At 71.7% G+C, this 8,404-nt stretch carries 7 protein-coding genes; all 7 read left to right on the forward strand.

Features of this window, described 5'->3' with window-relative positions; all coding sequences use genetic code 11:
- Positions 1-7: 7 nt before the first annotated feature.
- Positions 8-535 carry a MarR family winged helix-turn-helix transcriptional regulator gene (locus tag K7862_RS01745; protein WP_222959628.1) on the forward strand — a complete coding sequence of 176 codons (528 nt, stop codon included), beginning with the start codon at positions 8-10 and terminating at the stop codon, positions 533-535.
- A gap of 273 nt (positions 536-808) precedes the next feature.
- Positions 809-2,515, forward strand: coding sequence for an ATP-binding SpoIIE family protein phosphatase (locus K7862_RS01750; protein ID WP_222959631.1), 1,707 nt, complete (start codon positions 809-811; stop codon positions 2,513-2,515).
- A 61-nt stretch (positions 2,516-2,576) separates the two neighbouring features.
- Positions 2,577-4,547, forward strand: coding sequence for a potassium transporter Kup (locus tag K7862_RS01755; RefSeq protein WP_308011788.1), 1,971 nt, complete (start codon positions 2,577-2,579; stop codon positions 4,545-4,547).
- Positions 4,548-4,692: 145 nt separating this feature from the next.
- The gene (locus K7862_RS01760; RefSeq protein ID WP_222959633.1) at positions 4,693-5,865 is read left to right on the forward strand and encodes a universal stress protein; all 1,173 of its coding nucleotides are present in this window, start codon (positions 4,693-4,695) and stop codon (positions 5,863-5,865) included.
- A 327-nt stretch (positions 5,866-6,192) separates the two neighbouring features.
- Positions 6,193-6,282: a K(+)-transporting ATPase subunit F gene (kdpF, locus tag K7862_RS01765; protein WP_222959636.1), complete on the forward strand. Its 90-nt coding sequence runs from the start codon at positions 6,193-6,195 to the stop codon at positions 6,280-6,282.
- Position 6,283: 1 nt separating this feature from the next.
- Positions 6,284-7,948: a potassium-transporting ATPase subunit KdpA gene (kdpA, locus tag K7862_RS01770; RefSeq protein WP_222959639.1), complete on the forward strand. Its 1,665-nt coding sequence runs from the start codon at positions 6,284-6,286 to the stop codon at positions 7,946-7,948.
- A partial coding sequence (locus K7862_RS01775; protein ID WP_504740050.1) for a P-type ATPase actuator domain-containing protein occupies positions 7,948-8,404 on the forward strand: 457 nt, incomplete at its 3' end. The genes kdpA and K7862_RS01775, both read left to right, overlap by 1 nt.

Here is an 8,404-nt window from a genome sequence, read left to right on the forward strand (position 1 = left end):
ACTCCGCATGAGCGAGCGCGCGAGGGACCGGACAGCCGACTCCGACACCCGCGACGCCATCCTCCTGGCGCTGCGCCGCTACGCGATCAGCTCGACACGTCTGGCACACGCGTTCGCCTCCGCCCGGAGTCTGCAAGTGAGCGACCTCCAGGCACTCCTGGCGATCATCAGCGCCGAGGACGGTGGAACGCCGCTGACACCCCGGACCCTCCGGCGGCGGCTCGGACTGTCGGCCGGCGGCACCAGCTATGTCATCGACCGCCTCGAGGCCGCCGGGCACGTGCGGCGCACACGGGACGACCCCACCGATCAGCGGGTGGTCCGTCTCCGTCACACCGAGCGCGCCCGGGCGGTCGCCACGGCCTTCTTCTCGCCGCTCGGCGCCCGCACACGCGAAGCCCTGGAACCCTACGACGACGCCGAACTCCGCGCCGCCCTGGGCGTGATCACGGCGGTCACGGACGGACTCGACGCCCATCTGGCCCAGCACGACCTGACGCCGGAGGACGGGACCCGTCGCCCCGGCGGTCCGTGACCCGGCGCGCCGCCTCCGCGCCGCCGCCACCCGGACGTCACGTGCCGGGCTCACCCCGTCGGGGGTGTCGTCCCGGCTCGACCAGCGTCGTTGATGAGAGGCTGGAACCGCCAGGCAGCGCCGGACCCCCGGCGCCCGAGTGGGGGAAGCGCCGTGACGGAGAGCCGAGGGACGCAGCCGGGCGGCGGGGACGGTCCTGACCGGCCGACGGCACCAGCTGCGTCATCGACCGCCTCGAGGTCGCCGGGCCGGCGGCTGGCCCTGCTGAACGAGATGTCCGAGCAGATCGGTTCGGTGCTCGATGTCACGCACACGGCCGAGGAAGTGACCTGGGCCGCGGTTCCACGCCTCGCCGACCTGGTCGCGGTCGATCTGCTGGAAGGCGTCGCCGAGGGCGAGGAGCCGGCGTCCGGTCCGGTGGGGAGCGCGGCGGTGCTGCGGCGGGCCGCGGTGGCCTCGGTGACGGCGAACGCCCCGGAGGCCACCTACCAGGCCGGGACCCTGATGACGTTCCACCCCAGCACCCCCTACGCCGACTGTCTGGCCACCGGAGAGCCGCTGCTGATCCCGGTGCTGGACCAGGCCGCCGACTGGCTGGCCCAGGATCCCTCCCGGATGGTGAAGATCGTCGAGGCCGGGGTCCACTCGCTGATGACGATTCCGCTGCGGGCCCGTGACGTCATGCTGGGACTGGCCCACTTCTACCGGTGGCGGCTGCCCGAGCCCTTCGACGACGACGATCTGGCCCTGGCGCGCGACCTGGTGGGACGGGCAGCGGTCTGCGTCGACAACGCCCGCCGCTACACCCGGGAGCACCAGGCGACGCTCGCTCTCCAGCACAGCCTGCTCCCCCACGCCGGGAGGCTGCGGAGCGTGGCCGTGGAGACGGCCACCCAGTACCTTCCCGCCTCCGGCCGCGCGGGCATCGCCGGGGACTGCTTCGACGTCCTCGCCCTGTCCGGCGCCCGCGTCGGCCTGGTCGTCGCCGACGTCGCGGGCCGCGGCATCGACGCCGTGGCCCGCGCGGGCCGGCTGCTGACCGCCATCCGCACCCTCGCCGGCCTGGACCTGCCTCCTGAGGAGCTGCTGGCCCAGCTCAGTGCCCTCGTGGTCCGGGCCGTCGACCCGGAGCAGTCCGGGACCGACCCCGGGGCCCGCGGCGGCGCCACCTGTCTCTACGCGGTCTACGACCCGGTGACCGGCCGGTGCACGGCCGCCAGCGCGGGGCACCTGCCTCCCGCGGTCGCCCGGCCGGGCCGGGCGGCCCAGCTGCTCGACCTGCCGATCGGGCCGCCGCTCGGGGTCGGCGGCATCCCCTTCGAGGCCGCCGAGTTCGACCTGCCGGACGACAGCGTCATCGCCCTGTTCACCAACGGACTGGTCCAGGACCGGACGTCCGGCCCGGACGCCGGCCTGCCGGGCTTGCTGGGCGCCCTCGGCCGCGCGGAGCAACCGCTCGAGCGGCTGCGTGATCAGGTGTGGGAGGCGGCTCTCCGGGCGCGGCCCCCGGAGGACGACGCGGTCCTCCTCCTCGCGCGGGCCCGCGCCCTGCCCGCCGACCGCGTCGCCACCTGGGAGCTGGCGGCGGATCCCGCGGTCGTCGCGCACGCCCGCGATCTGGCGCGCCGCCAGGTGCGCGCGTGGGACCTGGCCGAGGCCGAACCCCTGACCGAACTCTTCGTCAGCGAGCTGGTGACCAACGCCGTCCGTTACGGGCGCGGGCCCGTCCGGCTGCGGATGATCCTGGAGCGTTCCCTGATCTGTGAGGTGTCCGACGGGTCGAGCACCTCGCCTCATCTGTGTCACGCCGCCAGTACCGACGAGGGCGGCCGCGGGCTGTTCATGATCGCCCAGCTCGCCGAGGCCTGGGGCACCCGCTACACGCCCACCGGAAAGACGATCTGGGTCCAGCAGGCGATCCGCCCCGCACAGGCCGGCGACGGGAACGTGCGTGCTGGCCCGGTCCACGGTCCGGACTGACATCCCCGGTAGTGTCCGGCACGGAACGCCGGGCGTCCTGCCGGCGCTGAGGAGGATCGGCGTGACCAACGACCAGCAGATGCCCGGTTCGGACGGCGGATCAGCGGCGCGGCCCAACGTGCCCCGGCGTTCCGCCGCGCACGACACCGCGCGACTGGCCATCGTGGTCGGTGCTCTCGGCGTGGTGTTCGGGGACCTCGGCACCAGCCCGCTCTACACCCTGCAGACCGTGTTCAATCCGAACGATCCACACCCGGTCCCGGTCAGCACCCAGAACGTGTACGGCGTCGTGTCGCTGGTGTTCTGGTCGGTGACGATCATCGTCTCGGTCACCTATGTGCTGCTGGCGATGCGCGCCGACAACGACGGCGAGGGCGGCATCATGGCGCTGATCACCCTCCTGCGCCGACTGCACGCACAGCGGGACGGACGGGTCGCCGCCGCGCTGGCCGCTCTGGGCATCTTCGGCGCGGCGCTGTTCTTCGGCGACAGCATGATCACCCCGGCCATCTCGGTGCTCTCCGCGGTCGAGGGCCTCAAGGTCGTCCAGCCCTCGCTGGAGAGCGCGGTCGTCCCGATCACCGCACTGATCATCGTGCTGCTGTTCCTGGCGCAGCGCAGGGGAACGGCCGCGGTGGGCCGGGTGTTCGGACCCGTGATGGTCGTCTGGTTCTCGGCGATCGCCGCGTGCGGCGTGGCGGGCATCGTCCGTCACCCGGGCATCCTGCGGGCGCTGTCGCCCACCTATGCGCTGGGTTTCCTGTTCGGCCACTTCGGTACGGCCTTCTTCTCCCTGGCCTCGGTCGTCCTCGCGGTCACCGGCGCGGAGGCGCTGTACGCCGACATGGGGCACTTCGGTCGCCGGTCGATCAGCCGGGCCTGGGTGTTCGTCGTCTTCCCCGCCCTGGTGCTGAGCTACTTCGGCCAGGGCGCGCTCATCCTCAAGGACCACGCCAACATCAGCAGTCCGTTCTTCCTCCTGGTGCCCGGCTGGGGACGGCTTCCGATGGTCCTGCTGGCCGCGGCCGCCACGGTCATCGCCTCCCAGGCGGTCATCACCGGCGCGTACTCGGTCGCCTCGCAGGCCGCCCAGCTCGGCTATCTGCCGAGGTTGCGGATCGCCCACACCTCCGAGTCGACCATCGGCCAGATCTACGTTCCGTGGATCAACTGGCTGCTGATGGTCTCCGTCCTCACCCTGATCTTCGCCTTCCGCAGCTCCGCGTCGCTGGCCTTCGCCTACGGCATGGCCGTCACCGCCACCATCACCATCACCACCCTGCTGTTCTTCTACATCGCGAGGGCGCGGTGGGGGACGCCGGTGTGGCTGGTCGCCGCGGGCGCGACCGTGCTGCTGACCGTCGACCTGCTGTTCGTGGCGGCCAACTTGACCAAGCTGATCCACGGGGCGTGGCTGCCGCTGCTGATCGGCCTCAGCGCGTTCGCCGTCATGACGACCTGGCAGCGCGGACGGCAGATCGTCACCGCCGAGCGCGCCGAGCGCGAAGGCTCGCTGCGGGTGTTCATCGACGAACTCCGCGAAGGACGGCCGTCGGTGCTCGAGGTCCCCGGCACGGCCGTGTTCCTCAACCGCGACAAGCAGACCACGCCGCTGGCGATGCGGGCCAACGTCGAGCGCAACCACGTCCGGCACGAGCACATCGTGATCCTGTCCATCGAGACCGAACCCGTCCCCCGGGTCCCGGCCGGGGAACGCGTCCTCATCGACGACCTCGGCTACTCCGACGACGGCATCTTCCACGTCACCGCACGGTTCGGCTACATGGAGACCCCTGACGTCCCCGGCACGCTGGCCCTGCTCGACCCCGCCAGGACGGAGGGGCCGCTGCAACTCGACGAGGCGTCCTACTTCCTGTCGACGATCGAACTCCGCCGCGGACAGGCGCCGACGATGACGCCCTGGCGCAAGAGGCTGTTCATCGCCACCTCCTACATCACCGCGGACGCCGCCGAGCACTTCGGCCTCCCCCGCGACCGCACGGTCATCATGGGCTCGCACATCGAGGTGTGACGCGGTCGGTCGGTCACGCACGGTGTTCACCGCGTCCGGGAAGACTCCGCCGGCCGGGTGGGTGAGAATCGCAGAGAGGGGTTCCGCGACCGGGGCGGGGCGGCTCGCGCCGGGCCCGCCCACCGGCGGGAACCCGGAAGGAGCGATGGTGCGCGGAAGCCTGCGGGTGTACCTCGGGGCGGCACCCGGCGTGGGAAAGACGTACGACATGCTCGCCGAGGGACACCGGCGGGCCGGGCGGGGCGCGGACGTCGTCATCGCCTACGTCGAGGACTACGGCAGGCCGCTGACCCGGCAGATGGCCGAGGGGCTGGAATCCGTGCCGCGGCGGACCCTGGAGTACCGCGACTGCACCTTCACCGAGATGGACCTCGACGGCGTCCTCGCCCGTCACCCGGAGGTCGCCCTGGTCGACGAGATGGCGCACACCAACATCCCGGGCTCACGGCACCGCAAGCGCTGGGAGGACGTCCACGAGCTGCTGGCGGCGGGGATCCACGTGATCTCCACGGTCAACATCCAGCACCTGGAGTCGCTGAACGACGTGGTCGAGCACATCACCGGCGTCAAGCAGCGGGAGACCGTGCCCGACGACGTGATCCGCGGGGCCGACCAGATCGAGCTGGTCGACATGTCGGCCGAGGCTCTGCGCCGCCGGATGGTCCACGGCAACATCTACCCGCCGGAGAAGGTGGACCAGGCCCTCGCCCACTACTTCCGCGAGGGGAACCTCAGCGCTCTGCGGGAGATCGCTCTGCTGTGGGCCGCCGACCGGGTCGAGGAGGCCCTCCTGCGCTACCGCCACGACCACGGCATCCGACAGCCCTGGGCGACCCGGGAGCGCGTGCTGGTCGCGCTGTCCGGCGGGCCGGAGGGGGACACCCTCATCCGGCGCGCCAAGCGTGCCGCGTCCCGCGGCGCGGGGGGCGAGTTCCTCGCCGTCCACATCGAGGCCGACGACGCGCTGACCGCCGGCTCGCCTCATCTGCCGGCGCGGCAGCGGGAGCTGGTGGAGGAGCTGGGCGGCACTTGCCACACCGTCACTGGCAGCGACCTCGCGAAGGCCGTCCTCGACTTCGCCCGGGAGGTCAACGCCAGCCAGATCATGATCGGCGCCACCCGGCGCAGCCGCCTGCACAGACTCTTCCGGCGCGGCACCGGCGAGGCCATCATCGAGGGGTCGGGCGACGACATCGACGTGTACGTCGTCACCCACGCCGAAGCGGCCCACGGCCGGCTGCTCCGCCGCCGAGCAGGGGCGACCGGGAAGCAGGCAGGCCCCGCCGGGCCGGCGGACGGCGGCCCGCGGTCCCGCTGACCGGTCGGCGCGCGCGACGGCCGGGACCGGCCGCCGCGACCGTGAATTCACCCTGTCGGCCGCCACGTGAAAGGCGCCTCCGCGCACCGGTCTCCACTAGCGTCGGGCGCACGGTGCAGGACTGACCGACCGTGCGGCGACGGCACCGCGTTCCCCGGAATCCGGCTTCGACTCGCGTGTCCCCCCGCGACCCGCGCCGCTTCCCCGGCGGTCGCGGCCGCCTCCGAGCAAGCGAGGTGACAGGGCGATGACGGACCTGATCTTCATCGGCCTCACGATCGTGGTGTTCGCCCTCCTGGGCCTGGTCGCCAAGGGGGTCGGCCGGCTGTGACCGCGGACAACCTCGTCGGTCTGATCGTCGCGGCGGTTCTCGTGGTCTATCTGGTGGTGTGCCTGATCTTCCCGGAGAGGTTCTGAGGTGAGCGACACCCTCGGCGGCTGGCTGGAGATCCTGGTGCTGGCGGTGGCCGTGGCCCTGTCGTTCCGTCCGCTCGGCGACTACATGGCCCACGTCCTGACCTCCCCGCGGCACTGGCGGCTGGAGCGGCTGGTCTACCGGGTGGGCGGGCTGAGCGGGGACGCCGATCAGGCCTGGGGCGCCTACCTGCGCAGCGTGCTGGCGTTCTCCGCGGTATCCGTGCTGTTCCTGTATGGCTTCCTGCGGCTGCAGAACCATCTGCTGCTCGCTCTGGGCACCCCGCGGATGACGGCCGGCCAGGCCTTCGACACGGCTGCGTCGTTCGTGACGAACACCAACTGGCAGTCGTACTCGGGCGAGTCCGCTCTCGGCTACTTCGTGCAGATGACGGGGCTCGCCGTGCAGAACTTCGCCTCCGCCGCGGTCGGCATCGCGGTCGTCGCCGCGCTGATGCGCGGGTTCGCCCGGACGAAGACCGATCAGGTGGGCAACTTCTGGGTGGACGTGACCCGGGTGGTGCTGCGGGTGCTGCTGCCGATCGCGTTCGTCTTCGCGATCGTCCTGGTCGCGTCCGGCGTGATCCAGAACTTCCACGGCGCCCAGGACGTCACCACCATCGCCGGCGGCCATCAGAGCATCACCGGTGGTCCGGTCGCCTCGCAGGAGACCATCAAGGAACTGGGCACCAACGGCGGCGGCTTCTACAACGCCAACTCCGCCCACCCGTTCGAGAATCCGACCGCGTTCACCAACCTGATCGAGGTGTACCTGCTGCTGGTCGTCTCCTTCGCGCTGCCGCGCACGTTCGGGGTGATGGTCGGGGACCGGCGCCAGAGTTACGCCATCGTCGCGGTCATGGTCCTGATCTGGGCCGTCTCCGTCGCTCTCGTCACCCTCAACGAACTGCACAGCATCAGCAGCACCGCCGGGCACCTGGCCGGCGGCATGATGGAGGGCAAGGAGCAGCGGTTCGGTGTCTGGGCCTCCGCGCTGTTCGCCGCCTCCACCACGCTGACCTCGACCGGCGCCGTGAACTCGTCCCACGACTCGTACTCGCCCGGCGGCGGCGGAATGACCATCTTCAACATGATGCTGGGCGAGATCGCCCCGGGCGGAACGGGATCCGGGCTCTACGGCATCCTGATCCTCGCCGTCGTCACGGTCTTCGTCGCCGGCCTCATGGTCGGACGGACGCCGGAGTACCTGGGCAAGAAGCTGCGCAGCCGGGAGATGAAGTTCGCCTCCCTGTACATCCTCACCACACCGGCCGTCGTGCTGATCGGCGCGGGGATCGCGATGGCCCTGCCGGGCGAGCGGGCGGCGATGCTCAACTCCGGTCCGCACGGCTTCTCCGAGGTGCTGTACGCCTTCACCTCCGCCGCGAACAACAACGGTTCGGCCTTCGCGGGCCTGTCGGCCGACACGACCTGGTACAACACGGCGCTGGGCCTGGCGATGCTCGTCGGCCGCTTTCTTCCGATGATCTTCGTCCTGGCGCTCGCCGGGTCGCTGGCGGGCCAGCGCCCCGTCCCGGTCAGCGCCGGCACGCTGCCCACCCACCGGCCGCAGTTCGCCGGCCTGCTGACCGCGGTCATCCTCATCGTCGTCGGGCTCACCTACTTCCCGGCGCTCGCGCTGGGGCCGCTCGCGGAAGGCCTGCACTGATGGCCGCCGCGAGCGCGCAGCCGCCGCACCGGATGTCCGGCGGCCTGCTCGACCCCGAACTCCTGCTGCGTTCGGTCCCGGACGCGGTGCGCAAGCTCGACCCACGGGTGATGTACCGCAATCCGGTCATGCTCGTGGTCGAGGCCGGGGCCGTCCTCACCACCGCGTCGGCGATCAGGAACCCGAGCGTGTTCGCCTGGGTGATCACCGTCTGGCTGTGGCTGACCACGGTGTTCGCGAACCTGGCGGAGGCGGTGGCCGAGGGCCGGGGCAAGGCTCAGGCCGAAACGCTGCGCCGCACCCGGACCGAGACCACGGCCCGGCGGCTCACCGGCTGGACCCACGGGGCGGCAGGGATCGAGGAGGAGGTCCCGGCCACCGCGCTCGGCATCGGCGACCACGTGGTGGTGGAGGCGGGGCAGATCATCCCCGGTGACGGTGACGTCGTCGAGGGCA

Origin of the sequence: Actinacidiphila acidipaludis, from assembly GCF_019890725.1 — a bacterium.
In the GTDB taxonomy this organism is placed as follows: domain Bacteria; phylum Actinomycetota; class Actinomycetes; order Streptomycetales; family Streptomycetaceae; genus Actinacidiphila; species Actinacidiphila acidipaludis.

Bases quoted from the DNA above. Each gene is read 5' to 3' on its own strand.
- K7862_RS01750 (WP_222959631.1), top strand. From the start codon at position 809: ATGTCCGAGCAGATCGGTTCGGTGCTCGATGTCACGCACACGGCCGAG.
- K7862_RS01745 (WP_222959628.1), top strand. From the start codon at position 8: ATGAGCGAGCGCGCGAGGGACCGGACAGCCGACTCCGACACCCGCGAC.
- K7862_RS01760 (WP_222959633.1), top strand. From the start codon at position 4,693: ATGGTGCGCGGAAGCCTGCGGGTGTACCTCGGGGCGGCACCCGGCGTG.